Here is a 25,959-nt window from a genome sequence, read left to right on the forward strand (position 1 = left end):
AGTATACTGCAGCCGTGCTTTTGTTACAGCCTGCGCCTTGATAATCCTGATGTTTTACGACTGAATGCGAAATAATTGAAATGGCCGGATGTTATTACAAACACTGTGAATATGGAGATTTTTCAGCATAAAAATCTGCGGGCCAAAATGCAGCCTCGGTAATTTCCGAGACTGCACAGCACAAGCTGCTGTTATCAGCTCAGCTTTTGTTGCACGCTGGTGACCTTGTCGGCCATGGTCTGATCCCGGTCGTTGCGGGTGCTTAACTTCATATGGCTGGTAATGCGCACGGCACCGGCTGCATGCAGTTCTTCATGACAGCGCTGAACGGCGGCCATTACATGCTGCCATTCACCTTCAACATTGGTGCCGAATCCGTGCATGGTATAAGTGAGGCCGGCGTCTTCAAAAATCTGCTGGCAGCGGGCCACATAAGGCGACACCGACAAGCCAACACCGCCGGGTGACACCATGATATCCATCAGTACGTACATAACTGCTCCTTGAGTAAATGCCTGAAGTCTTATTCGAGCCTGAAGCGGCACCAGTCACAAGGGCCAGATGCCGGTATCAATATGGCCAGATTGCGTCGGATATAACACTTCGCATAATGTATATTATGTTAAATATGGTATTCATGACGCCATACCGCGTCTGGAGCAGACACTCAAACTGCCCTAGTCTCTTAGCCGATCCAGGCGTTTGTTGGCGGCACTTTCGTGGCGCTCGGTTTTGCTGGTGTGCAGATATTGCGATGTGGTGTCGATGCTGTCGTGACCGGCATCGGCCTGCACATGAGATAACGGTCGGTTGTTGTAGTTGATGTCGTGAGTAATGCCGGTATGGCGAATGCCGTGCACCGTGAGCGTGCGCATCTCGGCGGCATCCTGATCAAAACCATCGGTCATGGCCGCATCGGCAGCGGTGGCCAGCAGTTCATTGAGCAACTCACGCAGCTGACGAATGCCCAGATTGGCATTGAGCAGGCCCTGATCCCGGCCTCGCCCGGCGGCGCGGTGACGCACAAACAGCGGCGTGGCGTCGCTGGGTGCCGGCAGTGCCGGTAATCCCAGATATTCACGATAGCGCTTCAGGGCGTCCAGCAATTCGCGGGAGACGGCCACGGTGCGTTTTTTACCGCCCTTGCTGACAGGGATATAAAAGCTCCAGATACCGGTTTTGCTGTCGCGGCGAAACTGGCTCATGACCGGCGAAAACCCGGGCCGGGCCGCGACTTCCGAGATGCGCAGGTAACAGCCATACATCAGCGATACTAAAAATAACGTGCGTTCATGGCGTTCCGGATTGCTTTCAGCCAGTGTGTGAGCCGTGTTCATTACATATGACCACTGTAAATCACTGAATACCCGTACTTCATCTTCCTCAAACAAAGCTGCAGGTACCGCCGCCGGCGCACCAAAGCGGCTGTGCCGCATCCAGATGGTGGCCGGATTACGCTCGGTGATTTCTTCATTAATGAGATAACCATAAAAAGAAGACAGCACCGCCATCTTGGTCTTCAGCGCCTTGTCGCTGAGCCGGTACGGCTGCTCGGCACCATCGGTTTTTTTGCCCAGGAATGGCCGCCATAGCGGATTGGGACGGCGCTCGTTCAGGGCCTTATCGGTAACAAACTGGGCCACATTACGGTAAGCAATCAGGTGCCCGGGCGGCGACTGACAATAATCCACATAGCGGTTCATGGTGCGCCGGGTCACTTCTGTCGGCGATATTTGCTCTACTTCAAGGCACCAGTGCAAAAAGGTAGTCAGCTCGCTGCGGTAGGTTTTGTAGTTGTTTTCGCTGTGGCGACTTTCCAGCAGCCATTCCATGGCGTGTTCATAGATAAAGGCGGCATCGGGTACCCGGTTCAGGGTCAGCCAGGCAATATGCTGGTTAACCTCGGCATTCCCCTCTTCCAGAAAGCGGGGAGCATCGAATAAGGGAAAAACCGGTGGAGTGTCCATAACAGCCAAGCAGGGTTAACATCAGGTGTGCGGCATAATGCCGATAAACTGCGTTATCGGCAATAAGCGCTCTGCTTTAGCGCGTCACTTCAAATAAAAACCGGTATGTCAGCGTGTTGCCCTCGTGTTCAACATTCAGCACCCAGGCCCAGATCATGCTGGCTTCGGTACAGCTGCCCACCAGCGCACTGCCCTGCCAGACACCGGCATCGGTTTGTTCAATCAGTGCCGGCAGCGTGCCCATGTACATGCTGTCGCCTTCCAGTACGCTGCGGGTAATGGTGGCATCAGGATCAGACAGCACTACATTAAGTAAAAACGGGCTTTCTGCCTGCAATTTGTCTGCAGAAAGTTGTGCAGTAGCTACCAGTTCTTGCTGTTCCTGTACACAAGTCATGTGACCAATGTCACAATAATCAAATGTTTTTTGTGCTGACTCCCCTGCTGTTTCATTCGTACCGCAGGTGCGCAGAAAGAAAGCAGCCAGTAAAACCAGCAGCACTATCAGAATTTGCACCAGCTTGGGGCCGGTAAGACGCTCTCTCATACTATTTTTATCCCTGTTGCAAGGTGAATTCGTGGCTCGGCTTGATCTCGATCAACGCCCTTCGTTATGCCTTATGGAGCGGTTAAAGGGGCAATCATATTACTGTTTATACTGTTATTTTCGCACCCACTCCATTATCATCATGGCCGGGTTTTAGGGGGGCGCTTTTCTTTGTTAACAAAGAGTTAATAAAGCAGAGCGCATGCTGAAGCCTTAGGTAGAAACCGGTAACTTTATCCTTCCGATGTGAGCACCCTGGCGTGAGCACTAAATCTGAATAACAGCAGTGGAAGCGGAACTATAACGATGAGTCAAACTAATAATCAACCAAACTACAACTACGCCGTAGTTCGTCAGTTTACGGTCGCCACCGTATTCTGGGGTATCGTGGGTATGTCGTTGGGTGTGCTGATTGCAGCACAGCTGATCTGGCCTGCTCTTAACTTTGAGACACCCTGGCTGACCTACAGTCGGCTTCGCCCGTTACACACCAACGCAGTGATTTTTGCGTTTGGCGTTAACGCCCTGATGGCCACCTCCTTCTATGTGGTACAACGCACCTGTCAGACCCGCCTCTTTGGTGGTGGCCTGGCATCGTTTGTATTCTGGGGCTGGCAGGCCATTCTTGTTGCTGCCGTTATCTCTTTGCCGCTGGGTTACACCACCAGTAAAGAATACGCAGAGCTGGAATGGCCGATCGACATCGCCATTACCGTGGTCTGGGTAGCCTATGCTGCCGTCTTCTTCGGTACTGTGTCCCGTCGCACCACCTCTCACATCTATGTAGCCAACTGGTTCTACGGCGGTTTTATCCTGACCGTTGCCGTGCTGCACATTGTGAACAGCATGGCCATTCCGGTCAGCGGCATGAAGTCCTACTCCATGTATTCCGGTGCTGCCGATGCCATGATCCAGTGGTGGTATGGTCATAACGCCGTTGGCTTCCTGCTGACTGCCGGCTTCCTGGGCATGATGTACTACTTCGTTCCCAAACAGGCTGGTCGCCCGGTTTATTCCTACCGTCTGTCCATTGTGCACTTCTGGGCACTGATCACCCTGTATATCTGGGCCGGTCCGCACCACCTGCACTACACTGCCCTGCCCGACTGGGCTCAGTCTCTGGGTATGGTGATGTCCCTGATCCTGTTTGTTCCGTCATGGGGCGGCATGATCAACGGCATCATGACGCTGTCCGGTGCCTGGCACAAACTGCGCTACGATCCCATTCTGCGTTTCCTCATTGTGTCCCTGTCGTTCTACGGCATGTCCACCTTTGAAGGCCCCATGATGGCGATTAAAACCGTTAATGCCCTCTCCCACTACACCGACTGGACCGTAGGTCACGTTCACTCCGGTGCCTTGGGCTGGGTTGCCATGGTTTCTATCGGCTCTGTTTATCATCTGATCCCCAACCTGTTCGGTCAGCAGCGCATGTTCAGTGTGGCCCTGATCAACACGCACTTCTGGCTGGCAACCATCGGCACCGTACTGTACATCGTGGCCATGTGGATCAGTGGTGTCATGCAGGGTCTGATGTGGCGTGCTGTGAACGAAGACGGCACCCTGACCTACAGCTTTGTTGAAAGTCTGCAGGCTTCTTACCCGTTCTACTTCGTACGTTTCCTGGGCGGTGTCTTCTTTGTCACCGGTATGTTGCTGATGGCGTACAACACCTATCGCACCATCAAGGCGCCGAAAGGCTCCCTGCAAGCCATCCCTCAACCGGCCTGATTAAGGAGACTCGTGAATGAAAAACCGTCATGAACTGGTCGAAAAGAATACCTTTTGGCTGATAGTGCTCACTGTAACTGCAATCAGCTTCGGTGGTCTGGTAGAAATTGTACCGCTGTTCTTCCAGCAACAGACCAATGAGCCGGTAGAGGGTCTGCGCCCTTACACTGCGCTGGAAATGGAAGGCCGTGACATTTACATCCGTGAAGGTTGTCATGTATGTCACAGCCAGATGATCCGTCCGTTCCGTGCCGAAACCGAGCGTTACGGTCACTACTCCGTCGCCGGTGAAAGCGTGTGGGAGCACCCTTTCCTGTGGGGTTCCAAGCGTACCGGTCCGGATCTGGCCCGTGTGGGTGGCCGCTACTCCGACGAGTGGCATCGTGTGCACCTGATCAACCCGCGTGATGTGGTGCCCGAGTCCAACATGCCCGGTTTCCCCTGGCTGGAAACCAACGAGCTGGATGGCAAGAATACCGCCAACAAACTGCGCGTGTTCCGGGACAGCTTTGGTGTTCCTTACACCGATGCCGACATTGAAGGCGCTGAGCAAGCGGTGAAAGGCAAAACCGAAATGGAAGCCGTTATCGCTTATCTGCAATCCTTGGGTCACGCCCTTAAATAACCGGAGTCGATATGGATTTCAGTACCTTGGAAGCCCTGAAGCCAACCCTGATAAGCTTTCAGACCCTGGCTCTGTTGGTGTTGTTTGCAGGCATTGTCTGGTGGGCCTTTGGCAAACGCAGAAAGGGCAAATTTGATGATGCCGCCAACTCCATCTTTGATGAGAAGGAAGAGCAACAATATCGCCAGGGTGCTGAGCAGGATCGCGCAGGAGCTAATAAAGAATGAATACTTTTTTAAGCATTTTTGTAACCGTGATCAGCCTGGGTACCATCTTCGGTTGCCTGACGCTGCTAATCTGGTGCACCAAAGACAAAATGGGAATGGAAGAAGGCGCGCCCACCGGGCACACCTTTGACGGCATTTCTGAGCTGAACAACCCGCTGCCCAAATGGTGGAGCTACATGTTCGTGTTCATGATTGTCTTTTCTCTGATTTATCTGGTGCTCTACCCCGGTCTGGGCAACTTCAAGGGCATTCTGGGCTGGGAAAGTTCCAACCAGGACGTACGTTCTCTGGAAGAATCCCGTGCAGCGTCTGCGGCTGCCCGTGAAGAAGGCCGTCTGGTGCAGTATGAGCGTGAAATGGTCAAAGCTGATGAAGTCTTCGGTGCCAAGTTCCGTGAGCTGGTATACGAGGCCGACGGCGAGACCTACCGCGCCATTGCTGATATCGCCCAGGACAAGGAAGCCACCAAAGTGGGTCAGCGTCTGTATCTGCAGAACTGTGCCCAGTGTCATGGCTCCGACGCCCGTGGTGCCCGCGGCTTTCCCAACCTGACCGACGGTGACTGGCTGTGGGGTGGTTCACCTGAAGCCATCAAACACACCATAGTGGCAGGCCGCAAGTCTGCCGGCATGGCAGCCTGGGGCCCCATGCTGGGTGAAGAAGGTGTGCAGGAAGTTGCCAGCTATGTGCTGAGCCTGTCGGGCCGTAAGGTTGATCCGGTGGAAGCCCAGAAAGGCCAGGCCCGCTTTGGCATCTGTGCCGGTTGTCATGGTGTTGACGGCAAAGGTAACCCGGCGCTGGGTGCGCCTAACCTGACCGATAACATCTGGCTCTATGGCGGCTCCCGCGCCGCGGTGGAAGACTCCATCCGTAACGGTCGCGCCGGTGTCATGCCTGCCTGGAATGACATTCTGGGCGAAGACAAGGTTCACCTGCTGGCCTCTTATGTTTACAGCCTGAGTAACGAGCAGTAACGCTCAGGGCATAACACAGAAAGCCCCGTTCGCGGGGCTTTTTTGTTATATTGGCAACCGACCCTTTTTGTAGTAGGAATTCTCCATTATGCAACGTCCCTGGTATCAGCAATTCTGGCCCTGGTTTTTGATTGTTCTGCCCGCTTGTGTGGTGGTGGCCAGCCTTTATACCTTTTATCTGGCGAACTCCCATGCCGACTCCATGGTGGTGGATGACTATTACAAAAAAGGCCGTGCCATCAATCAGGACTTAAGCGAGCTGAAAGAAGCCGAGCGTCTTGGTCTGATTGCCGAACTGAAACTTGAAAACGGTGAAATCGCCATTCGAATGCAGGGTGAGCATGAAGCAGGTGAAGCGATTTATCTGCGCCTCAGTCACCCGACCCTGGAAGCCCAGGACGTGCAGGCACTGCTGAGCAGTGATGCCAATGGTATTTATCGTCTGCGTCCGGATCATGAGCTGCTCAAAGGCAAGTGGCACTTGCAGCTGGAAGCGTTTGACAAGCGCTGGCGGCTGCAGAATACCGTTTATCTGCCCTCATCGGACTGGCTTCAGATCCGCGCCGGGAGCTGAGCCATGAGCGGCTGTTTTCATTGCGGTGAGCCCGTGCCCGCCGGGGTGGCGTTTACTGCCACCCTGGAAGGGGAATCCCGCCACTTTTGTTGTCCTGGTTGCCAGGCCGTAGCTGAAACCATTATCGACTGTGGCCTGGGCAGTTATTATCAGCACAGAACCAGCACTGCCCCCAAAGCTGACGCCGTGCCCGATGAGCTGCGCCGGTTACAGCATTACGATCTGGATGAAATTCAGCAGGATTTTGTGCTGGAGCGGGATCATGTGCGTGAAGTTCAATTATCTATTGGCGGGCTGACCTGTGCCGCCTGCGCCTGGTTGATTGAACGCCACCTTGCGCAGGTGCCCGGTGTTATTCTCATTCAGGTGAATACCACCACAGAGCGGGCCCGGCTGCGCTGGGACGACCGTCAAACCCGGCTCAGTACTCTGCTCGCCGCTTTTGCTCAAATTGGCTATCAGGCGCGCCCTTTTCTGCCTCACCAGCAGGAGCAGGATTATAACCGTGAAGTGAAATCTTATCTGCTGCGCCTGGGGGTGGCCGGCATTGCCAGCATGCAGGTGATGATGGTGGGCTTTGCCCTCTATGAAGATCTGTTCCCGGATATTGATCCCGGCCTGGTACAGCTGTTTCGCTGGGTCAGCCTGTGGCTGTCGATTCCGGTGATGAGTTACTCTGCCCTGCCCTTCTATCGCAATGCCTGGCGCGGCCTCAGACATGGCGCGCTTAACATGGACTTGCCGGTGTCTCTGGCCATGTTGTTTGCTTTTTTCGCCTCCATGTATGCCACTGTTACTGCCAGCGGTGAAGTGTATTACGAGTGTGTGTCCATGTTTGCGTTTTTGCTGCTCACCGGCCGCTTTCTGGAAATGCGGGCCAAACGCAAGGCATCGGAAACCACGGCTAACCTCACTCACCATATTCCCATGCTGGCCCGGGTTGAAGTGGGTGCCGATGAGCAGGAAGTGGCTGCACGCACCCTGCAACCCGGGCAGATAGTACGGGTATCGCCGGGCTCGGTGATCCCTGCCGACGGCGACATTATTGAAGGCCGTACCAGTGTGGATGAAGCCATGCTCACCGGCGAACATCTGCCGGTATCACGCAGCCCGGGTGAGCCGGTATTTGCCGGCACCACCAATGTGGAATCACCGCTGCGCATTCGGGTCAGCCGCAGTCTGGCCGATGCGCGGGTATCAGAAATTCTGCGCGCTCAGGATGACGCCCTGCTGGAAAAACCCCGGGTCGCCGTGCTGGCTGATCAGCTGTCCCGCTATTTTGTAGCCGCATTGCTGCTGGCCACGCTGGGCACCTGGCTGGTGTGGCTGCAGCTGGAGGCCGACCGTGCTTTCTGGGTGATGCTGTCGGTGCTGGTGGCCACCTGCCCCTGTGCTCTTTCTCTGGCTACACCCACGGCACTGACCGTGGCCACGTCACGACTCACACAGGGAGGAGTGCTGGTGCGCCGGGCTCATGTCCTGGATACCCTGCCCAAAGCAAACCGTATGGTATTTGATAAAACCGGCACCCTGACTCAGGGTAAAGTGGCCCTGGCGGGCGTGAACCATACTGAAGACCTGACCAAAGAGCAGGTGCTGGCGCTGGCGGCGGCGCTGGAAGCCGGCTCTGAGCATCCTATTGCCAGAGCGTTTGCACCCCATGCCAATACCGGCATTCAGGTAGCCGGGCGGCAAAACCATGTGGGTCAGGGCGTAAGCGGTGTTATCAATGGTCAAGAATGGCGGCTGGGCAGCGCTGCCTGGCTGCAACCCAAGGCACAGGATGCCAGCCTGTGTGTGTATCTGGCCAATGCCGATGGCGTGCAGGCCCGTTTTGAGCTGGCCGATCCGCTGCGTGAAGACGCGGCTGCGCTGGTTGCAGCCTGTCATCAGCAGGGTCTGAAAACCACCATTCTAACTGGAGACGGCTCCGGCCAGGCAGACAAGCTTGCCAGCGAGCTGGGTGTCTGTGAACTGCGTAAAAATGCCAGCCCCGATGACAAGTTACGCTATCTGCAAGAGCGTGCCGCCGCTGGCGAGATTTGTCTGATGGTGGGCGACGGTATTAACGATGCGCCTGTACTGGCGGGCGCTCATGCCTCTTTTGCCATGGCCGGTGGCACTGATATCGCCAAAAACAGCGCCGATGCTATTTTGCTCGGCGATAACCTGCAGCGGCTGATAATGGCAAGACGCATTGCCGCTGCTGCCCGGCGTATTATTAAACAGAACTTTTCCTGGGCACTGGGCTATAACCTGGTGGTGCTGCCGCTGGCTGCCATGGGGCATGTCTCGCCCTGGTTTGCCATGATTGGCATGTCAGCCAGCTCGCTCATTGTTATGACCAACTCCCTGAGGTTATCCCGCTTATGAACGGTGACACTATCTGGTATTTGATTTTGCCCATCGCCCTGATCCTGCTGGTGGTGGTGATTGCTGTCTTTCTCTGGTCAGTAAGAAGCAATCAGTTCGAGGATCTGGATCGCCACGGTAATAATATTTTGTTTGATGATGACAGCGAAGCCCACCGCCGGGCTCAGGGCAAGCGTGATGATGACCGGTCAGCTTGATGCTTACGCTGCCATCCTGATTGGTCTGCTGGGTGCCGGCCATTGTATTGCCATGTGCGGCGGTGTGGCTGCGGCATTCTCCATGGCGATTCCTCAAACCCAGCGTCGCTGGCAGTGGCTGTATCTGCTCAGTTATAACACCGGACGTATTGTCAGTTATGCCGTGGCCGGTGCTATGGTGGGCGGTGTGTTTGCGGGGCTGGCCGATATCAGCATGGGCAAGCAGGGACTGTTATGGCTGCGGCTGCTTGCCGGCATTATGATGATTTTACTGGGCGTATATCTGGCCCGCTGGTGGAGCGGTTTATTGTGGCTGGAGCGACTGGGTGGCGGCTTATGGCGTCATATAAAGCCGCTCGCTGGCCGTTTTGTTCCCTTTCGCAGCCCGCTGGCCGCCCTGCCCTTTGGCATGATCTGGGGCTGGTTGCCCTGTGGTCTGGTATATTCTGCCCTAACCTGGAGTGCCGTTTCCGGCGGTGCCACCCAGGGTGCGCTGGTCATGGCGCTGTTTGGACTGGGCACGTTGCCTGCTTTGCTGGCGCTGGGCGGGCTGGCAGGCTCATTGCGACATTGGCTGAATCATCCGCGCTTTCGGCAATTTTCAGGCATCCTGTTGATTTTATATGGAATCTTCAGTTTGTATGAAGCGGTAATGCTGCTTGGCTAAACTATTAAGCGTTTTTTATTGGTGCTATGATTGAGCCAGAATACCTAACAGGCGATAAAGCACATGGGAAATATTATTAAAGCCGGTAAACAAGCCTCGGGGCGTGCCATTCATTGCCAGGACTGCAGCATCAGTCAGCTATGTATTCCGCTGGGTCTTAATTCCGACGAGCTCGACGAGCTGGATAATATCATTGAACGCAAAAAGCCCATTCAAAAAGGCCAGGAGCTGTTCAAGGCCGGTGAGCCACTGAAAGCGCTTTATGCCATTCGGGCCGGTACCGTTAAGTCTTACACCATTACCGAGCAAGGTGATGAGCAGATCACGGCGTTTCATCTGGCCGGTGATCTGGTGGGATTTGATGCGATTCACAATGGTGCTCACCCCTCCTTTGCGCAAGCACTGGAAACGGCCATGGTGTGTGAGATCCCCTATGAAGTGCTGGATGAGCTGTCTGGTAAAATGCCCCGCCTGCGTCAGCAAATCATGCGGCTGATGAGCAATGAAATCAACGGCGATCAGCAAATGATCCTGCTGCTTTCCAAAAAAACCGCAGAAGAGCGTCTAGCTGCCTTTTTACATGGTCTGTCCAGCCGTTTTGCCCAGCGGGGATTTTCCGCCAAAGAATTCCGCTTAAGCATGACCCGGGGTGATATTGGTAATTATCTCGGCCTGACGGTAGAAACTGTCAGCCGCCTGCTTGGCCGCTTTCAGAAAAATGATTTAATTGCCGTAGACGGTAAATATATTCGCATTCTGGATCAAACCGAGCTGGCACGTCTGGCCGGTGTTTCTGAAGCAGAATAACAGACACCACAAGGAGGTGTTATGATCAAATATCGTCATATTCTGGTGGTTGTCGATCCGGTAGCCGACGCTCAGCCGGCGCTGCATCGTGCTGTGTCTGTGGCTTCTTTACAGGAAAGTGCCACTATTACGCTATTTCTGGCCATTTATGATTTTTCTTATGAAATGACCTCCATGCTCTCCAGTGAAGAGCGTGATGAAATGCGCGAAGGCGTATTACAGGGTCGTGAAGAGTGGCTGAAAACTTTTCTTGAGCCTTATGCCGACAGCCAAATCAAGTTTGAGCTGAAAGTGGTCTGGCACAGCCGTCCTTTTGAAGCCATTAATCAGCAGGTGCTGGATCATCAGCATGACTTGGTCGTAAAGAGCACACACAAACATGCCATGATCCAGTCGTTTATCTTTACGCCTACCGACTGGCATCTGTTGCGCAAGTGCCCCTGCCCCGTGCTGCTGGTAAAAGAGCGGGACTGGCCCATGGGCGGCACCGTGCTGGCAGCGGTAAACTGCTGCAGTGACGATCAGGCTCAGGAAGCCCTGAACGAAAAAATCATTGCCGAAAGTGCGGAAGTGGCACGCTTGCTGTCTGCGACGTTACATCTGGTCAACGCCTATCCCATTACGCCGGTCAATATGGCGCTGGAGCTGCCCGACTTTGATCCTCACGCTTATAACGCCGCAGTGAAGAAACACCATGAGCGTGCCCTTTATGAATATGCGGTGCGTTTTAATCTGGAGTCAGACAGCCTGCATCTGCTGGAAGGGCTGGCGGAAGAAGTGATCCCCGACTGTGCCGACAGCATAGATGCCAGTCTGGTGATCCTGGGCTCGGTGGGCCGCACTGGCCTGTCGGCGGCGCTGCTGGGTAATACTGCCGAGCATGTGATCGACAAGCTCAGCTGTGATGTACTGGTGCTGCGCCCCGACACCGACTGAGCCGTTTCCTTTCTTGCCCTTGAGGCCGCAGTCACTATAATGGCCCCTGGTTTTTTCGCCGGGGTCATTATGTCTGTTCAAACCGCCAAACAAGTCTATAACTTCAACAAGCTGCAAAAGCGCCTGCGCCGTAATGTGGGTGAAGCCATTGCCGATTTCAATATGATTGAAGACGGTGACAGAGTCATGGTGTGCCTTTCCGGCGGCAAAGACAGTTATGCCATGCTGGATATTCTGCGTAATCTGCAGGCTCATGCGCCTATTTCCTTTGAAATTGTGGCGGTTAACCTGGATCAGAAGCAGCCTGGTTTTCCCGAGCATGTGCTGCCTGCCTATCTTGATGGTCTGGGGGTGGAGTACAAAATCGTTGAAGAAGACACCTACTCCATTGTTAAAGACAAAATTCCGGAAGGCAAAACCACCTGCTCGCTGTGCTCGCGGCTGCGCCGGGGTATTTTGTATCGCACCGCTACCGAGCTGGGTGCCACTAAAATCGCCCTTGGTCACCACAGAGATGACATTCTTGAAACTCTGCTGCTGAACATGTTTTATGGCGGTACCATGAAATCAATGCCGCCCAAGCTGGTGAGTGATGACGGCAAACATGTGGTGATCCGGCCCCTGGCTTATGCCAAGGAAAAAGATTTGATCCGTTTTGCCGAAGCCCGTGAGTTCCCCATTATTCCCTGTAATCTGTGCGGCTCTCAGGAAAACCTGCAACGTCAGGCCATCAAGAGCATGCTGCAGGACTGGGACAAGCGTTTTCCGGGCCGTATTGAAAGCATGTTCCGCTCGGTACAGAACCTGGTGCCCTCACATCTGATGGACCATCAGCAGTTCGACTTTAAAAGCATCAACCGGGACTCAGGTGTGATAGATGGCGGTGATATCGGTTTTGATAAGCCTGACTTTGCTACCCGCTTTGAGCAGGAAGATGACGGTCCCGAGCTGGGTGAACGACTACAGGTTATTGAACTGAAATAAAAAAAGGCGCTCACGCGCCTTTTTTTACAACCAGGGAGTCACCAGGGTATTCGGCAACTGCCACTGGCCCCTGCCTGCCAGAGCCGCATTATCCAGGGTGAGTCTGGACAAGCCTTCTATGCTTTGCTCTTTTACCAGTGGCTGCAGCTGAATGCCTTTGACGTCGGGCACAAAATAACGCCCGGGCCAGCCAGCCATCTCTTTCAGCAAGGTTGTCATCTCGTCGCGAACATAACGAAGCTGAGCCGCGTCAGTCATGCCGGCCGGCAGCACTGACTGGATCTGAATGGATATATCGCATTGTACCGGGCTGGTAACATCCAGCTTGACAACGGCCTTATCGGTATCGAGCTGCTTGTCATAAGGCAACACAAATTCGCCGTGAGGCAGTACTTCTACCACGGCTTTTTGCTGACCTTCCATTTCAACAATGCCCGAGTTGATGGTGCACAGCCCCTTGCCATCATGGCGGCTGAGATAAAACCCCAGTGTGGCTTGTTCGGTTCCGGCATCAGCTACTGTATCCAGGTGTTTGTAAAAGCCACTGTAGCCCAGGGTGAGGGTATCGGCCTGAGCCGATAACGCCAGCAGAGACAGCGCCCCTGCAATCAGAGAGTATTTCATCAGGCCTCAAAATGATTTGCTGAAGGTGAATGATCGTCTTGAGTGGGGCCGGGCTGCTGATCGCCACCCACACCACACACTTGCCGGTAGATAATACCTTTTACGGTCATATAAAGCGGAGCAACCCAGATAAGGCCGATCCCAAAGCTAAAAATGGCTGCCATAAACAGCACAACCAGCAGCAGATGAATAACCACCAGGGCCAGCCACTGTCTGGCAAACAAGCGTAACGACACCACAATAGCCTGCACCGGACTGAGTTGCTTTTCCAGGATCAACGGAAAGACAAACATCAGTGCCATGCTGAGGATCAGGGTGGGTAATAAAGACACCGCCACCGGCAGCCCCAGAGCCGCCCCCAGAGGTAAAAACAGACTGGTGATAAACCCCATCAGCAGACTGGCCACGGCCAGTGGCAATATAAAGCGAAAGTAATCAAAAATCTGGCTGGGACGAATGGGTTTTTCTGCCGCACGGTAGATGCCAATCATGTCCAGTCCGCCGCTCATGGGAGCCATTACCATGGAGATAATCAGACCCAGCAGGCTGGCGCTCCATTGATTGTCTTCACCGCCTGCCACTGTCAGCAGCAGTTGATTCAGCACCAGCCAGCTGCCGGCAACCCCGATGGCAGCCAGAATCATGGTGAGTTTGGCACCATAAATGCGTTGCCAGGCTTCCTGCAGAATCGTTCTGGGCTCAAGAGAATAACCCTGCTCCAGGGATTGCTGCAGGCGCGAAAAATCAGGTGTATTCATGAAATTAGTATCTGTGTCAGGGGATGGGGCCATTATAGCCGCATCGGCCAGCTCTCGTAACCCATGACAAGGTGTTGAAATATCAGGTTGAAACCAATTGTTAACAAACAACAAAACCGTTTGTTGCGGCAATTTTTATTTGCTTTGCTTCAAATGAGGCGAGACCTAGAATGCGCGATTCTTTCAGCATACTGAACGCGTGCGTTCCTATCGAGGTGCAGTCAGGCAAATGGCCGAACATAAATCTCCCCTTGTTACCCTTGCCGGGATCAGCAAATCCTTTGGTGACAAAGCCATTATCGAACATCTTGATCTGTCTATTTATGACGGCGAATTTCTTACCCTGCTGGGCCCCTCCGGCTGCGGCAAGACCACGGTACTGCGCATGCTGGCCGGGCTTGAACATCCTGATGCCGGTATCATTCGTCTGGGCGGAGAAGATATTACTCAGGTGCCCGCCGAGCAACGTCATGTGAATACCGTGTTTCAAAGCTATGCCCTGTTTCCCCATATGACCCTGTTTGACAATGTGGCCTTTGGTCTGCGTATGCAGAAAGTGCCTGCTGCCGAGATTCGGCAACGGGTACAGGAAGCCTTGCAGATGGTACAACTTGACCAGCACGCCAGCCGTTTTCCTCATCAACTTTCCGGCGGTCAGCAGCAGCGGGTGGCCATTGCCCGTGCTGTGGTTAACCGTCCCAGGCTGCTGCTGCTGGATGAGTCATTAAGTGCGCTGGATTACAAACTGCGCCGCCAGATGCAGGTTGAGCTGAAAGCGCTGCAGCGCCGCCTGGGCATTACCTTTGTATTTGTTACTCACGATCAGGAAGAAGCCCTGTCCATGTCTGACCGTATTCTGGTCATGCAGCATGGCCGCATTGTACAGGACGGCAGCCCGCGAGATATTTATGAAGCTCCTGCCAATCTGTTTGTGGCGCGCTTTATTGGTGAAATCAACATACTCGACGGCGAACTCCTGGCACCGGCCGGGCAACCGGGCAGCTGGCATGCGCGGGTGGAAGGGCGCCACTGTGTGGTGCATACGCAACAGGCGTTCAGCGCCGGTGACAAGGTGTGTGTGCTGCTGCGTCCGGAAGATTTACGCATGAAAGAAGCCGGCACTCAGTCCGGTACTGACGGCGTAACCGGTCACATTCTTGATCGTCAGTATAAAGGTGCCACCCTGGAGTCCCGGGTAAAACTTGCCTCAGGCAGAGAGCTGCTGGTATCGGCATTTTTTGATGAAGACGATCCCGACTTTGATTATGCCATTGATCAGCAGGTAGAGATTGGCTGGGTAGACAGCTGGGAGGTGGTGTTGCCTTATGAACAGCACTAACCGCTTTCGCAACCTGGCGGTAGGCCTTATCGTCAGCTGGCTGATGTTGTTTGTGTTTCTGCCCAACCTGATGATCATCGGCACCAGCTTTCTGACCCGGGATCACAGCAGCCTGATAAGCCTGGTATTGACCTCCGGTAATTACAGCCGGCTGTTTGACCCCATGTATTTCAGCGTATTATGGCATTCCCTGGTAATGGCAGGCACGGCTACTTTGCTGTGCCTGCTGATCGCTTACCCCTTTGCCTGGATAGTGGCGGGGCTGCCGGCGCGTGTCCGGCCCGTGCTTCTGTTTCTGATCATAGTACCGTTCTGGACCAATTCTCTGATCCGCACCTATGCCCTCAAGGCTGTGCTGGGTACCAAAGGATTGCTCAACCAGAGCCTGCTGGCACTGGGGCTGATTGATCAGCCACTGCGCATTGTATTTACCGAAGCGGCGGTGATTATCGGCCTGGTCTATATTCTGCTGCCCTTTATGATTCTGCCACTCTATGCCGCCATCGAAAAGCTGGACGGCCGCCTGCTGGAAGCCGCACGGGATCTGGGTGCAGGTGCCCTGCCCCGCTTTGTGCGCATCGTGCTGCCGCTTACCATGCCGGGCATTATTGCCGGCTGCCTGCTGGTATTTCTGCCGGCCATGGGCATGTTTTATATCTCCGATTTACTGGGTGGGGCCAAAAATCTGCTGATAGGCAACATTATCAAATCCCAGTTTCTGACGATTCGTGACTGGCCTTTTGGCGCGGCCACCAGTGTGGCACTGACCCTGATGATGGCCCTGCTGCTGCTGGTGTATTACCACACCGGCAAGTTGCTTAACCGGCGGGAGAGCATAAATGAAATGGCTTAAGGGCAGCTGGTTGCTGCTGGTATTTGTCTGGCTGTATGTGCCCATCGTGGTGCTGGTGGTTAATTCCTTCAACAGTAATCGTTTCGGCATTCGCTGGGATGGTTTCAGTCTGGGCTGGTATGAACGTCTGGCCCAAAACGGCGCTTTGATGGAGGCGGCCCGGCATTCCTTGCTGATCGCCCTGCTTGCGGCCAGCATGGCTACCCTTATCGGCACGCTGGCTGCAGTGGCGCTGTACCGTTATCGTTTTTACGGTAAACGTTTTGTAGGCGGCATGCTGTTTGTGGTGATGATGTCGCCGGATATTGTGATGGCTATCTCACTGCTGGCGTTATTTGTGGTGCTGGGCATATCACTGGGATTCTGGTCGTTGCTGTTTGCTCACATCACCTTTTGTCTGCCTTTTGTGGTGATAACCGTTTATGCCAGATTAAAGGGGTTTGATGTGCGTATACTGGAAGCTGCCCGTGATCTGGGAGCCAGTGAAGGAATTATTTTCCGGCGTATTCTGCTGCCGCTGGCTTTTCCGGCCGTTGCCGCCGGCTGGCTGCTGAGTTTTACCCTGTCGCTGGATGACGTCATTGTCAGCTCTTTCGTGACCGGCCCCGGTTTTGACGTTCTGCCTCTGCGCATTTACTCCATGGTAAAGGTGGGTGTGTCGCCTGAAGTTAACGCCCTGGCCACGCTGATGCTGATGGTTTCCCTGACGCTGGTGGTACTGTCTCAATGGTTATTAAGGAAAAAACACGGATGATGAAACTGCACGTTCGCTCTCTGGCTCTGGCCTTGGCTGCCGCCCTGCCCCTGCTGGCTCAGGCCGAATCGCGCCTGTCGGTATACGCCTGGGCAGAATACTTACCCGAAACGGTACTGAACGACTTTACCAAGGCAACCGGCATTACCGTGGATTATGCCAGTTTTGACTCCAATGAAGCGCTGTACGCCAAGCTGAAACTGCTTCAAAGCAGCGGTGCCAAAGAAAGCTACGATGTGATTTTTCCATCCAGCTACATGCTCAGCAAAATGGCCCGTGAAGGTATGCTGCTGCCGCTCGACAAGACCAGATTGCCGCATTTTTCCGCCCTTGAGCCGGCGCTGCTGAACCGGGATTTTGATCCGGACAACACCTACAGTATGCCTTATGCCTTTGGCAGTACCGCCATCGCCATTAACCGTGATGAGCTGCCTGACGCCGGAGTAACCAGCTGGAATGATTTGTGGCGCAGCGACTTTGCCGGCCAGCTGATGCTTACCGATGATATTCGGGAAAACTTTCAGATGGCGTTGCTGGCGCTGGGCATGAATGCCAACAGTGAGCAGCAGGATGACATTGTTGCCGCCCATGAAAAACTGCAGGCACTGCAGCCCAATGTGTTGCTCTATAACTCCGATAATCCCCGCCTGCCTTATATGACCGGTGAGGCTAATATCGGACTGCTGTGGAGTGACCAGGCCTACAAAGCGCAACAGGATGGCCTGAGTCTGGAATATATCTATCCCGAGGAAGGAGCCATTTTCTGGGTAGATAATGCCGCCATTCCGGCCAATGCCAGGGCGGCCGACGCTGCCCATCAGTTTCTTGATTATCTGATGCGGCCCGAAGTGGCAGCACACATCATCACCGAGCTGGGCCTGGCTGTGCCCAACCGGGAAGCAAAAACGCTGTTACCTGCAGAGATAGCGGAAAATCCTGTCTTGTTTCCATCTGCAACTGTGGTGGAAAACGGGCACTTTCAGCATGATTTGAGCGATGCCGCTCAGTTGGAGTATGAACAATACTGGGTAAAACTTCGCACACAGTAATAATGATGAAGGCCCGCATTGCGGGCCTTCTTGTCAGCGGCTGCGGCCGGCGGTTTTAAGCACCCGCCCCTGCAGCAGCTCTTCTACCCAGCCGGTTACCATTTGTGTAGCCGGGCCATATCTGTGCTCATTAAAGTGGTTTGTAACTTCACTCGGCTCCAGGTTAATTTCCAGTGTATGCGCATTGTGCATGGCAGCCTCATGCACAAAGCCGGCCGCAGGATACACATTGCCAGAGGTGCCGATAGCCACGAATATACTGGCCTCACTCAGTGCCTGATAAATACGGTCGAGCAACAGCGGCATTTCGCCAAACCAGACCACATGCGGGCGCAGCGGCTCGGGGAACTGACAGCAGTGACACAGATCAGACGTCGTTAACGGGCCGGGCCAGTTCAGCGTCTGATTGCTGTGAGGACAGCGGGCCTTGAGTAGTTCGCCGTGCATGTGCAATACGTTCTGACTGCCGGCACGTTCATGCAGATCATCGATATTCTGGGTAACAATGGTTACCTGTTCAGGCCACTGGGCTTCCAGTCTGGCCAGCGCAAGGTGGGCAGCATTGGGTTCCACCGTCTGGAGCAATGCCCGGCGCTCATTATAAAATGTCTGCACCAGCTCCGGGTTGCGTTTGTAGCCTTCTGGTGTGGCTACGTCTTCAATATGGTGCTCGTCCCAGAGGCCATCTGCAGCCCTGAAGGTACGAATGCCTGATTCTGCCGAGATACCGGCACCAGTAAGTATTACGATGTTTCCTTTCTGCACGCTGGGCATGCCTCTGCTAAATCCATCTTGCCCATAGGCTAACAGGCGCACGCGCTGCAGGCCAATAATGCCTTAGTCTAGGAACAACAAAAAGCCAGGCAGAGCCTGGCTTTTCAGCGTTATTCCTGGTCGGGCGTGATGGCATTTTCTACCCGGGCTTTCAGTTTTTGCCCTGGCCGAAAGGTCACTACCCGCCGGGCCGAAATGGGAATGTCTTCACCGGTTTTGGGGTTACGCCCGGGGCGCTCCCCCTTGTTACGCAGTTCAAAATTACCGAAACCGGAAATTTTTACCTGTTCCCCCTGTTCAAGAGAGACGCGGATTTCTTCAAAAAACGCCTCTACCATGTCTTTGGCATCGCGCTTACTGATGCCAAGTTCAGTGAACAGGTGCTCTGCTATATCGGCCTTGGTTAACGCCATAAGCTCAATCCCTCAAGGAAGCATTAAACTCGTCGGAAACCGCCGAAACAATGCGGGCCACGGTGTCGGCGATTTCCTTTTCTTCCAACGTCCGTTGGGTATCCTGCAATACCAGACTGAGTGCCAGGCTTTTCTTGCCCTCTGCAATGCCCTGCCCTTGGTATACGTCAAACAAGTTTAATCCAACCAGCTGATTACCGCCAACTTTCCTAACCAAATCAAGGATATCGGCAGCAGCCAGGCTCTGATCGACAACCAGCGCAAGGTCGCGGCGGTTGGCCGGGAACCGGGACACAGCCACGGCATCAGGCACTTTGCGTTCCGTCAGCGCCGACAGCTCAATTTCAAACAGATAAACCTGTGACTTGAGACCCAGTTTTTTCAGCAGGCTCGGGTGCAGAGCACCAAAGTGACCCACCGGCTGGCCGCCGCGCAGCAACTGCGCAGACTGCCCCGGATGCAGGGCAGATAAGTCGGTCCGCGCTACGCTGAAGGACAGTTCATCGGCAGACAGGGCCAGCAGGCTTTCCACATCACCCTTGAGATCAAAGAAGTCGGCAGCCTGGCTGCTCATGCTCCAGTGCTCGTCCACCACAGAGCCCAGCACCAGACCGGCCAGTACCGGTGTCTGACGTACGCCGTTTTCTGCGGTGTCATCAGGCACAAACGTCAGGCCCTGTTCAAACAGGCGCAGGCGAGACTGCTGACGGTTCTGGTTGTAAACCGCAGCCTGTACCAGGCCCGGCCACAGCGATACCCGCATGGCAGACATGTCTGCAGCAATGGGGTTGGGCAGAATCATATGCCCGGCATTCGGGAACATCAGTTTTTGCTGTTCCGGATCCACAAAGCTGTAAGTAATGGCTTCCTGATAACCCAGGTCCACCAATGCATCCTTCAGCCGGTTAAGTGGCAGATGGGCTTCATGGTGAGAAGACATGGACAGGTCAGCTCTGGGGGCCACATCGGGAATATTGTTGTAGCCGTAAATACGGGCGACTTCTTCAACCAGATCTTCTTCAATGGCAATATCAAAGCGATAGCTGGGCACCACTACGCTCCAGCCATCGGCAGTTGCTGTCACCTGCAGCCCTAAACGAGTCAGCATTTCAGTGACCTGCTCAGCTGCAATATCAATGCCGATAAGCCTGTTCAGGCGGTCATGACGGAGAGTGACAGTGGCGGCCTGAGGCAGCTTGTCTTCAGCAACGGCTTCAATCACAGGGCCGGCTTCACCACCACAAATGTCAAGCAGCAGCGCCGTGGCACGCTCCATCACCTTATGCTGCAGCTGATAGTCAACACCGCGCTCAAAACGGTGGGAAGAGTCAGTGTGCAGGCCATAGTTGCGGGCACGGCCGGTAATGGCCAGCGGGCTGAAAAAGGCACATTCCAGCAATACGTCTTTGGTATTTTCGGTCACACCGGTGGCGTCGCCGCCAAAGATGCCGGCCATGGCCACGGGACGCTCGTTATCGGCAATGACCAGAGTATCGGCGTTCAGAGTCACTTCGTTACCGTCAAGCAGGGTCAGTTTTTCACCCTGCTCTGCCATGCGCACTTGAATACCGCCGTTCAGGGTATTCAGATCAAAGGCATGCATGGGCTGACCCCATTCCAGCAGCACAAAGTTGGTGATGTCCACCACGGGATCGATGCTGCGAATGCCGCTGCGACGCAGTTTTTCCTGCATCCATAACGGCGTTGCCGCCTTGACGTTAATGTTTCTCACTACCCTGCCCAGATAGCGCGGGCAGGCCTCGGGCGCGTGCAGCTGAATATCCAGCTGGTCGTCAATGCTGGCAGGCACGGCAGCAATTTCAGGCCAGTTAACGTCCTGATTATTGAGAACACCCACTTCCCGGGCCAGGCCCGCCATGCTCAGGCAGTCGGCGCGGTTGGGGGTCAGATCCACTTCAATGGTGACATCATTCAGGGCCAGATAGTCGCGCACATCGGTACCGACGGGGGCATCAGCCGGCAGCTCGATAATGCCGTCGGACTCGATATCAATGCCCAGCTCACTGTAGGAACAGAGCATGCCGTGAGAGGGCTGACCACGCAGCTTGGCTTTTTTGATTTTAAAATCGCCGGGCAGCACGGCACCCACCACGGCCACCGCCACTTTCAGGCCCTGACGGCAGTTGGGCGCACCACAGACGATATCGAGCAGCTCGTCGCCGCCCACATTAATTTTGGTCACGCGCAGCTTGTCGGCGTCCGGGTGCTGGCCGCATTCGATCACTTCGCCCACAACGACCTGGGAAAAATCACCGGCGACGGGCTCAATGCCGTCTACTTCCAGGCCGGCCATGGTAATTTGTTCGGCAAGGGCCTCATCGTTCAGACCGGTGTTGACCCATTCATCCAGCCATGATTTTGAAAACTTCATTATTGCTCCTGCCGCTTACCGGAATTGCTTGAGAAAACGCAGATCATTTTCGAAGAAGGCGCGCAGATCATTGACGCCGTAACGGAGCATGGTCAAACGCTCAACGCCCATGCCAAAGGCAAAGCCGCTGTAACGCTCGGGGTCGATACCCACGGAGCGCAATACATTCGGATGCACCATGCCGCAGCCCAGTACTTCCAGCCACTTACCGTTCTTGCCCATCACATCCACTTCGGCACTGGGCTCGGTGAACGGGAAATAGGAGGGGCGAAAACGAATTTGCAGATCTTCTTCAAAGAAGTTGTGCAGAAAGTCGTGCAGTACGCCCTTAAGCTGGGTAAAGCTGACGTTTTCATCCACCAGCAGACCTTCTACCTGATGGAACATGGGGGTGTGGGTCTGATCGTAATCGTTACGATAGACTCGTCCCGGCGAAATAATACGAATGGGTGGCTGCTGTTGTTCCATGGTGCGGATTTGCACGCCGGAAGTCTGGGTGCGCAGCATCAGCTTGGGATTAAAATAGAAGGTATCGTGATCCGCCCGGGCCGGATGATGGGCCGGAATGTTGAGGGCATCGAAGTTATGGAAATCGTCTTCAATTTCCGGACCTTCGGCCACCTGAAAACCCAGTTCACCGAAAAAGGATTCTATGCGCTTGATGGTACGGCTGACCGGATGCAGGCCACCACTCACCTGACGACGGCCCGGCAGAGTAATATCCAGGGTTTCACTGGCCAGTTTGGCATTCAGCTCGGCCAGCTGCAGTGCGTCGCGCTTGCTGTTAAGGGCGTCGTTAACCGCCTGTTTGGCCTGGTTGATAGCCTGCCCTGCTGCAGGGCGCTCTTCGGCAGACAGCTTGCCGAGCGCCTTGGACTGCTCGGTAAAGGTGCCCTTCTTGCCCATATAGCGAACCCGGATTTCATCCAGTTCGGCGGCAGTAGCGGCAGCCTGGATCTCCGCCTGCGCCTTGACGATCACGTCTTCCAGCTGATCCATGTATTCCTCGTTGACTTGCCCGTATACACGGACGCTTGATATTAGAAAGGTCTTGATAATAAAGGAAATGCCTGTTTTCTTCCAGCGCGGAGCCGGGGAAAAGGCAACAAAAAAGGAGGCCGGAGCCTCCTTTGAAAACGGTCGTTTAACGACTTAAGCCAGGGCTTCTTTTGCTTTGGCAACCAAAGCAGTGAAGGTGGTTTTGTCGTGTACGGCGATGTCAGCCAGGATCTTGCGATCGATTTCAACAGAGGCCTTTTTCAGACCATTGATGAAGCGGCTGTAAGACAGACCGTTCTGACGGGAAGCCGCGTTGATACGGGCAATCCACAGCTGACGGAACTGACGTTTTTTCTGACGACGGTCACGATAGGCGTACTGACCGGCTTTGGTTACTGCCTGTACCGCTACGCGATAAACGCGTGAACGGGCACCGTAATAACCTTTGGCCTGCTTCAGAATTTTCTTGTGACGAGCGCGTGCAGTGACACCACGTTTAACTCTTGGCATTGTTCACTCTCCTCTTAAGCGGTGGGCAGCATGGATTTGATCTGGGCAACGTCAGACGCCGCTACCAGACACTTACCGCGCAGCTGACGCTTACGCTTGGTGCTTTTCTTGGTGAGGATGTGACGCAGGTGGGACTGCTTGCGCTTAAAGCCACCAGAGCCGGTTTTCTTGAAGCGCTTGGCAGCGCCCTTGTTGGATTTCATCTTAGGCATGAAATACTCCGCATTGTTAATAACAACAACAGACAAGGTGAGCCGGACGAAATGCCCGGCTACTTGCAGACCTTACTGTTTCTTTTTAGGGGCAAGCACCATCACTGCCTGGCGGCCTTCCAGCTTGGGAAAGGACTCAACCACGGCGAGTTCATCGAGTTCGGTCTTGATGCGGTTAAGCAGATCAAAACCCAGCTCCTGGTGCGCCATTTCACGACCGCGGAACCGCAGTGTGACTTTGGCTTTGTTGCCTTCTTCCAAAAAGCGAATCAGGTTGCGTAGCTTTACCTGATAGTCGCCTTCATCAGTACCGGGACGGAATTTAACTTCCTTCACCTGGATTTGTTTCTGTTTTTTCTTCTGTTCCTTGGTCGCTTTACTTTTTTCGTAAAGGAACTTGCCGTAGTCCATGATACGGCAAACAGGGGGTTCGGCATTGGGACTGATTTCTACCAGATCGACGCCCGCCTCGCTGGCAGCGCTCAGTGCCTCATTGATGGACACGACCCCCAATGCTTCACCTTCCAGGCCGACCAGACGAACTTCTTTCAGTCGGATTTCTTCATTCAGTCGATTACGGGGAGCGGGCTTGCCCCCTTTTTTGGCGCCTTTTATAACCTATCCTCCACTGTTTTCTTTCCGCGGGTCTGAACCTCTTCCTTGATGAGAGCAATCAGTTCCTCAACATCAAAGGTTCCCAGATCCTGACCTTTTCGGGTACGAACCGCTACCTTGCCGGCGTCGACTTCTTTGTCGCCGCATACCAGCATGAAAGGTACCCGCTTAAGAGTATGCTCGCGGATTTTAAAGCCAATCTTCTCATTTCTCAAGTCTGCCTTGGCCCGAATACCGATATTATTCAGTGACTCGACCAGGTTTTTGGCATAGTCAGCCTGATTATCGGTAATATTCAGCACCACCGCCTGGGTAGGAGCCAGCCAGGTCGGGAACAGACCGGCATACTCTTCAATAAGAATACCGATAAAGCGCTCGATAGACCCCAGAATAGCGCGGTGGATCATTACCGGCACATGGCGCTCGTTGTCTTCACCGACATAACTGGCACCCAGACGGCCCGGCAGCGCGAAATCAAGCTGTACCGTACCACATTGCCAGGCACGATTCAGGCAGTCGTGCAAAGTAAATTCAATTTTAGGACCGTAAAAGGCCCCCTCGCCCGGCTGCAGCTCGTATTCGATACCATTGCTTTTGAGGGCTTCTTCCAGAGCCAGTTCGGCCTTGTCCCAGATCTCGTCGCTGCCGATGCGTTGTTCTGGGCGGGTAGACAGCTTGACGGCGATGTTACTGAAACCAAAGGTTTCATAGGTGTCATACACCATTCTGATGCAGGCAGACACTTCGCTCTGAATTTGATCTTCGGTACAGAAGACATGAGCATCGTCCTGAGTAAAACCCCGTACCCGCATCAGACCGTGCAGGGCACCGCTCGGCTCGTTGCGATGGCAACAGCCGAACTCAGCCATGCGCAGCGGCAGATCACGGTAGGACTTGAGGCCCTGATTGAAGATCTGCACATGACCCGGGCAGTTCATGGGCTTGATGGCATAGTCCCGGCTCTCGGAATGAGTGGTAAACATGTGATCAGCATATTTATCCCAGTGGCCGGACTTTTCCCACAGCACTCTGTCCATCATGAAGGGGCCTTTTACCTCTTCATATTTATATTCGCGCAGCTTGTCCCGCACAAAGGTTTCCAGCTCACGGAAGATGGTCCAGCCGTCGTTGTGCCAGAACACCATGCCCGGCGCTTCTTCCTGCATGTGGTAAAGATCGAGTTGCTTGCCAATTTTGCGGTGATCCCGCTTGGCGGCTTCTTCCAGCTGCACCAGATAGGACTTGAGCGCTTTCTTGTCGGCCCAGGCTGTGCCGTAAATGCGCTGCAGCATTTTGTTTTTGGAGTCGCCACGCCAGTAGGCACCGGAGACCTTCTGCAATTTAAAGTGCTGGCAGAAACGCATGTTGGGCACGTGCGGGCCGCGACACATGTCGATATATTCTTCGTGATGATACAGACCCGGCTTGTCATCCTGGCTCACGTTCTGATCCAGAATTTCAATTTTGTACGACTCATGCCGACGGGCAAAGGTATCCCGCGCTTCCTGCCAGCTGACCTTTTTCTTGATCACCGCATATTCGGTCTTGGCCAGTTCCAGCATGCGGGTCTCGATTTTCTGAATATCTTCCTCGGTGAGGGTATGTTCAAGATCCACATCATAATAGAAGCCGTTTTCAATGACAGGGCCAATGGCCATGCGGGTTTGCGGCCACAGCTGCTTGATGGCGTGACCCAGCAGGTGAGCACAGGAGTGACGGATAATTTCCAGTCCTTCCTGATCCCTGGCGGTGATAATGGACAGGCTGGCATCCTGGCTGATGAGGTCACAAGCATCTGCCAGCTCGCCGTTAATACGGCCGGCAATGCAGGCCTTGGCCAGGCCCGGGCCTATATCCTGAGCCACATCCATGATGGAAACGGGATTGTCGAAATGGCGTTGACTGCCATCGGGAAGAGTAATTGTCGGCATGAAAGGTCCTTAACAGTGGTGCACCCTACCAAAGCGCACATGTATGTAATGAAAAGAATGATAATTCACGACAGAGCCCCGACCATCTGGCGTTACTCGGCCAGCCTGGCACGCTTGAGTGTGATAC

General features: G+C 54.2%; 28 protein-coding genes. 15 read left to right on the forward strand and 13 right to left on the reverse strand.

What is annotated here, in order from left to right; all coding sequences use genetic code 11:
• Positions 1–194: 194 nt before the first annotated feature.
• From R0I78_RS03585 to R0I78_RS03595, 3 genes are all read right to left on the reverse strand, one after another.
• Entirely contained in the window at positions 195–494 is a 300-nt protein-coding gene (locus tag R0I78_RS03585; RefSeq protein WP_317074340.1) for an MTH1187 family thiamine-binding protein, read from the reverse strand.
• Between the two features lie 183 nt (positions 495–677).
• Positions 678–1,967: a site-specific integrase gene (locus R0I78_RS03590; RefSeq protein WP_317074341.1), complete on the reverse strand. Its 1,290-nt coding sequence runs from the start codon at positions 1,965–1,967 to the stop codon at positions 678–680.
• A gap of 76 nt (positions 1,968–2,043) precedes the next feature.
• A complete protein-coding gene (locus R0I78_RS03595) occupies positions 2,044–2,514 on the reverse strand; it encodes a hypothetical protein (protein WP_317074342.1) in 471 nt (156 codons plus the stop codon).
• A 306-nt stretch (positions 2,515–2,820) separates the two neighbouring features.
• On the opposite strand from R0I78_RS03595, the gene ccoN reads away from it, so the two are divergent.
• From ccoN to ttcA, 11 genes are all read left to right on the forward strand, one after another.
• The gene (gene ccoN / locus R0I78_RS03600; RefSeq protein WP_317074343.1) at positions 2,821–4,245 is read left to right on the forward strand and encodes a cytochrome-c oxidase, cbb3-type subunit I; all 1,425 of its coding nucleotides are present in this window, start codon (positions 2,821–2,823) and stop codon (positions 4,243–4,245) included.
• 16 nt (positions 4,246–4,261) lie between these two features.
• Complete coding sequence (ccoO, locus tag R0I78_RS03605) at positions 4,262–4,870, forward strand: cytochrome-c oxidase, cbb3-type subunit II (protein WP_317074344.1); 609 nt, start codon at positions 4,262–4,264, stop codon at positions 4,868–4,870.
• Positions 4,871–4,881: 11 nt separating this feature from the next.
• Positions 4,882–5,097 carry a cbb3-type cytochrome c oxidase subunit 3 gene (locus R0I78_RS03610; RefSeq protein WP_317074345.1) on the forward strand — a complete coding sequence of 72 codons (216 nt, stop codon included), beginning with the start codon at positions 4,882–4,884 and terminating at the stop codon, positions 5,095–5,097.
• A complete protein-coding gene (gene ccoP, locus R0I78_RS03615; protein ID WP_317074346.1) occupies positions 5,094–6,071 on the forward strand; it encodes a cytochrome-c oxidase, cbb3-type subunit III in 978 nt (325 codons plus the stop codon). The genes R0I78_RS03610 and ccoP overlap by 4 nt, the downstream gene beginning before the upstream one ends.
• An 88-nt stretch (positions 6,072–6,159) precedes the next feature.
• Positions 6,160–6,645: a FixH family protein gene (locus tag R0I78_RS03620; RefSeq protein ID WP_019933636.1), complete on the forward strand. Its 486-nt coding sequence runs from the start codon at positions 6,160–6,162 to the stop codon at positions 6,643–6,645.
• 3 nt (positions 6,646–6,648) lie between these two features.
• Positions 6,649–9,018, forward strand: coding sequence for a heavy metal translocating P-type ATPase (locus R0I78_RS03625; protein ID WP_317074347.1), 2,370 nt, complete (start codon positions 6,649–6,651; stop codon positions 9,016–9,018).
• The gene (gene ccoS, locus R0I78_RS03630; protein WP_317074348.1) at positions 9,015–9,215 is read left to right on the forward strand and encodes a cbb3-type cytochrome oxidase assembly protein CcoS; all 201 of its coding nucleotides are present in this window, start codon (positions 9,015–9,017) and stop codon (positions 9,213–9,215) included. The genes R0I78_RS03625 and ccoS overlap by 4 nt, the downstream gene beginning before the upstream one ends.
• On the forward strand, positions 9,199–9,882 hold the full coding sequence (locus tag R0I78_RS03635; protein ID WP_317074397.1) for a sulfite exporter TauE/SafE family protein: 684 nt from the start codon (positions 9,199–9,201) through the stop codon (positions 9,880–9,882). The genes ccoS and R0I78_RS03635 overlap by 17 nt, the downstream gene beginning before the upstream one ends.
• 63 nt (positions 9,883–9,945) lie before the next feature.
• The gene (locus R0I78_RS03640; RefSeq protein WP_019933640.1) at positions 9,946–10,689 is read left to right on the forward strand and encodes an FNR family transcription factor; all 744 of its coding nucleotides are present in this window, start codon (positions 9,946–9,948) and stop codon (positions 10,687–10,689) included.
• Between the two features lie 21 nt (positions 10,690–10,710).
• Positions 10,711–11,625 carry a universal stress protein UspE gene (gene uspE, locus R0I78_RS03645; protein ID WP_317074349.1) on the forward strand — a complete coding sequence of 305 codons (915 nt, stop codon included), beginning with the start codon at positions 10,711–10,713 and terminating at the stop codon, positions 11,623–11,625.
• A gap of 69 nt (positions 11,626–11,694) precedes the next feature.
• On the forward strand, positions 11,695–12,609 hold the full coding sequence (gene ttcA, locus R0I78_RS03650) for a tRNA 2-thiocytidine(32) synthetase TtcA (protein ID WP_317074350.1): 915 nt from the start codon (positions 11,695–11,697) through the stop codon (positions 12,607–12,609).
• A 24-nt stretch (positions 12,610–12,633) separates the two neighbouring features.
• Here the strand turns inward: ttcA and R0I78_RS03655 are convergent, their stop codons facing one another.
• Both R0I78_RS03655 and R0I78_RS03660 read right to left on the reverse strand, forming a co-directional pair.
• Positions 12,634–13,233: a DUF2987 domain-containing protein gene (locus R0I78_RS03655; RefSeq protein ID WP_019933643.1), complete on the reverse strand. Its 600-nt coding sequence runs from the start codon at positions 13,231–13,233 to the stop codon at positions 12,634–12,636.
• Complete coding sequence (locus R0I78_RS03660) at positions 13,233–13,991, reverse strand: hypothetical protein (RefSeq protein ID WP_019933644.1); 759 nt, start codon at positions 13,989–13,991, stop codon at positions 13,233–13,235. The genes R0I78_RS03655 and R0I78_RS03660 overlap by 1 nt, the downstream gene beginning before the upstream one ends.
• Positions 13,992–14,220: 229 nt before the next feature.
• On the opposite strand from R0I78_RS03660, the gene potA reads away from it, so the two are divergent.
• Genes potA through R0I78_RS03680 form a run of 4 tightly spaced genes read left to right on the forward strand, consistent with a single transcriptional unit; the run spans position 14,221 to position 17,986 of the window.
• Positions 14,221–15,330, forward strand: coding sequence for a spermidine/putrescine ABC transporter ATP-binding protein PotA (gene potA / locus R0I78_RS03665; RefSeq protein WP_317074351.1), 1,110 nt, complete (start codon positions 14,221–14,223; stop codon positions 15,328–15,330).
• The gene (gene potB / locus R0I78_RS03670) at positions 15,317–16,183 is read left to right on the forward strand and encodes a spermidine/putrescine ABC transporter permease PotB (RefSeq protein ID WP_019933646.1); all 867 of its coding nucleotides are present in this window, start codon (positions 15,317–15,319) and stop codon (positions 16,181–16,183) included. Before potA ends, potB begins: the two co-directional genes overlap by 14 nt.
• A complete protein-coding gene (potC, locus tag R0I78_RS03675) occupies positions 16,170–16,937 on the forward strand; it encodes a spermidine/putrescine ABC transporter permease PotC (RefSeq protein WP_317074352.1) in 768 nt (255 codons plus the stop codon). Before potB ends, potC begins: the two co-directional genes overlap by 14 nt.
• A complete protein-coding gene (locus R0I78_RS03680) occupies positions 16,934–17,986 on the forward strand; it encodes an extracellular solute-binding protein (protein WP_317074353.1) in 1,053 nt (350 codons plus the stop codon). Before potC ends, R0I78_RS03680 begins: the two co-directional genes overlap by 4 nt.
• A gap of 33 nt (positions 17,987–18,019) precedes the next feature.
• Here R0I78_RS03680 and cobB read toward each other — a convergent pair whose 3' ends face one another.
• From cobB to thrS, 8 genes are all read right to left on the reverse strand, one after another.
• A complete protein-coding gene (cobB, locus tag R0I78_RS03685) occupies positions 18,020–18,760 on the reverse strand; it encodes a Sir2 family NAD+-dependent deacetylase (RefSeq protein WP_317074354.1) in 741 nt (246 codons plus the stop codon).
• 110 nt (positions 18,761–18,870) lie between these two features.
• Positions 18,871–19,173, reverse strand: coding sequence for an integration host factor subunit alpha (locus R0I78_RS03690; protein WP_317074355.1), 303 nt, complete (start codon positions 19,171–19,173; stop codon positions 18,871–18,873).
• 4 nt (positions 19,174–19,177) lie between these two features.
• On the reverse strand, positions 19,178–21,565 hold the full coding sequence (gene pheT, locus R0I78_RS03695; protein WP_317074356.1) for a phenylalanine--tRNA ligase subunit beta: 2,388 nt from the start codon (positions 21,563–21,565) through the stop codon (positions 19,178–19,180).
• A gap of 15 nt (positions 21,566–21,580) precedes the next feature.
• A complete protein-coding gene (gene pheS, locus R0I78_RS03700) occupies positions 21,581–22,564 on the reverse strand; it encodes a phenylalanine--tRNA ligase subunit alpha (protein WP_317074357.1) in 984 nt (327 codons plus the stop codon).
• A gap of 153 nt (positions 22,565–22,717) precedes the next feature.
• Positions 22,718–23,074, reverse strand: coding sequence for a 50S ribosomal protein L20 (rplT, locus tag R0I78_RS03705; RefSeq protein WP_014292510.1), 357 nt, complete (start codon positions 23,072–23,074; stop codon positions 22,718–22,720).
• A 14-nt stretch (positions 23,075–23,088) separates the two neighbouring features.
• Positions 23,089–23,286 (reverse strand): 50S ribosomal protein L35, encoded by a 198-nt coding sequence (gene rpmI, locus R0I78_RS03710; protein ID WP_014292509.1) that lies wholly within the window; start codon positions 23,284–23,286, stop codon positions 23,089–23,091.
• A 72-nt stretch (positions 23,287–23,358) separates the two neighbouring features.
• Positions 23,359–23,901: a translation initiation factor IF-3 gene (infC, locus tag R0I78_RS03715; protein WP_083928683.1), complete on the reverse strand. Its 543-nt coding sequence runs from the start codon at positions 23,899–23,901 to the stop codon at positions 23,359–23,361.
• Positions 23,898–25,832: a threonine--tRNA ligase gene (gene thrS / locus R0I78_RS03720; RefSeq protein WP_019933654.1), complete on the reverse strand. Its 1,935-nt coding sequence runs from the start codon at positions 25,830–25,832 to the stop codon at positions 23,898–23,900. Before thrS ends, infC begins: the two co-directional genes overlap by 4 nt.
• Positions 25,833–25,959: the final 127 nt, after the last annotated feature.

This window comes from Oceanimonas sp. CAM02 (assembly GCF_032842915.1).
GTDB lineage: Bacteria > Pseudomonadota > Gammaproteobacteria > Enterobacterales > Aeromonadaceae > Oceanimonas > Oceanimonas smirnovii.

Coding starts and splice junctions, on each gene's coding strand:
- R0I78_RS03585 (WP_317074340.1), bottom strand. CDS start 494: ATGTACGTACTGATGGATATCATGGTGTCACCCGGCGGTGTTGGCTTG.
- R0I78_RS03590 (WP_317074341.1), bottom strand. CDS start 1,967: ATGGACACTCCACCGGTTTTTCCCTTATTCGATGCTCCCCGCTTTCTG.
- R0I78_RS03595 (WP_317074342.1), bottom strand. CDS start 2,514: ATGAGAGAGCGTCTTACCGGCCCCAAGCTGGTGCAAATTCTGATAGTG.
- ccoN (WP_317074343.1), top strand. CDS start 2,821: ATGAGTCAAACTAATAATCAACCAAACTACAACTACGCCGTAGTTCGT.
- ccoO (WP_317074344.1), top strand. CDS start 4,262: ATGAAAAACCGTCATGAACTGGTCGAAAAGAATACCTTTTGGCTGATA.
- R0I78_RS03610 (WP_317074345.1), top strand. CDS start 4,882: ATGGATTTCAGTACCTTGGAAGCCCTGAAGCCAACCCTGATAAGCTTT.
- ccoP (WP_317074346.1), top strand. CDS start 5,094: ATGAATACTTTTTTAAGCATTTTTGTAACCGTGATCAGCCTGGGTACC.
- R0I78_RS03620 (WP_019933636.1), top strand. CDS start 6,160: ATGCAACGTCCCTGGTATCAGCAATTCTGGCCCTGGTTTTTGATTGTT.
- R0I78_RS03625 (WP_317074347.1), top strand. CDS start 6,649: ATGAGCGGCTGTTTTCATTGCGGTGAGCCCGTGCCCGCCGGGGTGGCG.
- ccoS (WP_317074348.1), top strand. CDS start 9,015: ATGAACGGTGACACTATCTGGTATTTGATTTTGCCCATCGCCCTGATC.
- R0I78_RS03635 (WP_317074397.1), top strand. CDS start 9,199: ATGACCGGTCAGCTTGATGCTTACGCTGCCATCCTGATTGGTCTGCTG.
- R0I78_RS03640 (WP_019933640.1), top strand. CDS start 9,946: ATGGGAAATATTATTAAAGCCGGTAAACAAGCCTCGGGGCGTGCCATT.
- uspE (WP_317074349.1), top strand. CDS start 10,711: ATGATCAAATATCGTCATATTCTGGTGGTTGTCGATCCGGTAGCCGAC.
- ttcA (WP_317074350.1), top strand. CDS start 11,695: ATGTCTGTTCAAACCGCCAAACAAGTCTATAACTTCAACAAGCTGCAA.
- R0I78_RS03655 (WP_019933643.1), bottom strand. CDS start 13,233: ATGAAATACTCTCTGATTGCAGGGGCGCTGTCTCTGCTGGCGTTATCG.
- R0I78_RS03660 (WP_019933644.1), bottom strand. CDS start 13,991: ATGAATACACCTGATTTTTCGCGCCTGCAGCAATCCCTGGAGCAGGGT.
- potA (WP_317074351.1), top strand. CDS start 14,221: ATGGCCGAACATAAATCTCCCCTTGTTACCCTTGCCGGGATCAGCAAA.
- potB (WP_019933646.1), top strand. CDS start 15,317: ATGAACAGCACTAACCGCTTTCGCAACCTGGCGGTAGGCCTTATCGTC.
- potC (WP_317074352.1), top strand. CDS start 16,170: ATGAAATGGCTTAAGGGCAGCTGGTTGCTGCTGGTATTTGTCTGGCTG.
- R0I78_RS03680 (WP_317074353.1), top strand. CDS start 16,934: ATGATGAAACTGCACGTTCGCTCTCTGGCTCTGGCCTTGGCTGCCGCC.
- cobB (WP_317074354.1), bottom strand. CDS start 18,760: ATGCCCAGCGTGCAGAAAGGAAACATCGTAATACTTACTGGTGCCGGT.
- R0I78_RS03690 (WP_317074355.1), bottom strand. CDS start 19,173: ATGGCGTTAACCAAGGCCGATATAGCAGAGCACCTGTTCACTGAACTT.
- pheT (WP_317074356.1), bottom strand. CDS start 21,565: ATGAAGTTTTCAAAATCATGGCTGGATGAATGGGTCAACACCGGTCTG.
- pheS (WP_317074357.1), bottom strand. CDS start 22,564: ATGGATCAGCTGGAAGACGTGATCGTCAAGGCGCAGGCGGAGATCCAG.
- rplT (WP_014292510.1), bottom strand. CDS start 23,074: ATGCCAAGAGTTAAACGTGGTGTCACTGCACGCGCTCGTCACAAGAAA.
- rpmI (WP_014292509.1), bottom strand. CDS start 23,286: ATGCCTAAGATGAAATCCAACAAGGGCGCTGCCAAGCGCTTCAAGAAA.
- thrS (WP_019933654.1), bottom strand. CDS start 25,832: ATGCCGACAATTACTCTTCCCGATGGCAGTCAACGCCATTTCGACAAT.